At 77.9% G+C, this 1,427-nt stretch carries 1 protein-coding gene; it reads left to right on the top strand.

Going from position 1 to position 1,427, the window contains the following annotated elements:
- The coding region (locus AX737_RS01930) for a glycoside hydrolase TIM-barrel-like domain-containing protein (protein WP_197430422.1) at positions 1-1,427 on the top strand (1,427 nt) is incomplete at both ends.

The following is a 1,427-nucleotide window of genomic DNA, read 5'->3' as shown; positions in this document are numbered from 1 at the left end:
GTGGTCGGGCGCGCGCTCGGCGCCGCGGCGGGGGGCGCGATCGACGGGGCGCTGCTCGGCGGCCGGGCCGGCCCGCGCCACGTCGAGGGCCCGCGGCTCGCCGACGTCGCGGGCCTCACCTCGACCGAGGGCGATCCGGTGCCGCGGGTCTACGGCCGCGCCCGCATCGGCGGCACCCTGATCTGGGCGACGCGGCCGCTTGAGGTCGCCAACACCACGGTCGAGCGCGCCGGCAGCGGCGCCAAGGGCGGCGGCGGGCAGAAGACGGTCCGCACCGCCTACGCCTACTTCGCCAACCTCGCGGTCGGCCTGTGCGAGGGCGAGATCGCCTGCGTGCGCCGGATCTGGGCGGACGGGCGCGAGCTCGACCAGACCGGCCTGACGCTGCGGGTTCACCGGGGCGGCGCGGACCAGGCGCCGGACCCGCTCGTCGTCGCCAAGGAGGGCGCGGAGAACGCGCCCGCCTATCGGGGCCTCGCCTACGTGGTGTTCGAGGGATTGCCGCTCGCCGATTTCGGCAACCGCATCCCACAATTCGCCTTCGAGGTGGTGCGACCGGTCAACGGGCTGGCGCCGCTGGTGCGCGCGATCGACCTGATCCCGGGGGCGAGCGAGTTCGGGCTGGACCCCGCCCTCGTCACGGTCGATCTCGGCTTCGGGCGGACGCGGCCCGCCAACCGCCACCAGCTCCAGGCCGCGACCGACGTCGTCGCCTCGCTCGACGCGCTCCAGGCGCTCTGCCCCAACCTCGCCCGCGTCGCCGTGGTGGTCTCGTGGTTCGGCGACGACCTGCGGGCGGGCGCGTGCCGGGTGGTGCCGAAGGTCGAGGACGGGGGCAAGGCCACGGCCGGCGACCGCTGGCAGGTGGCGGGCATCCCCCGCGCGGGCGCCGCCGTGATGAGCCGGGCGCCCGAGGGCACGCCGGCCTTCGGCGGCACGCCCTCGGATGCGGGCCTCGCCCGGCTGGTGGCGGAGCTGGCCCGGCGCGGCCTGGAGGTGGTGCTCTACCCCTTCGTGATGATGGACATCCCCCACGCCAACGCCCTGCCGGACCCGCGCGGCGCGCCCGCCCAGCCGCCCTATCCCTGGCGCGGGCGCATCACCTGCCACCCGGCCCCGGGCGAGCCCGGCAGCCCGGACGGCACCGCGGAGGCGGAGGCGCAGGTCGCGGCCTTCTTCGCGGGGCCGGAGGGCTACCGGCGGCAGGTGCTGCACTACGCCGGGCTCGCCGCCGGCTGGGCCGCCGCGGGCACGCCGCTCGCGGGGCTGGTGATCGGCAGCGAGCTCGTCGGCCTGACCCGGGTGCGGGGCGCCTCCGGCTACCCGGCGGTCGAGGCGCTCCGCAGCCTCGCGGCCGACGCGCGGGCGCTCCTCGGCCCGGCCGTGCCGCTGGTCTACGCCGCCGACTGGACCGAGTACGGCGCCCA

The organism is Methylobacterium sp. CCH5-D2, from assembly GCF_001556475.1.
GTDB lineage: Bacteria > Pseudomonadota > Alphaproteobacteria > Rhizobiales > Beijerinckiaceae > Methylobacterium > Methylobacterium hispanicum.
The sequence above is the reverse complement of the archived record's forward strand: the minus strand, read 5'-3'. Positions and strand labels throughout refer to the sequence as shown.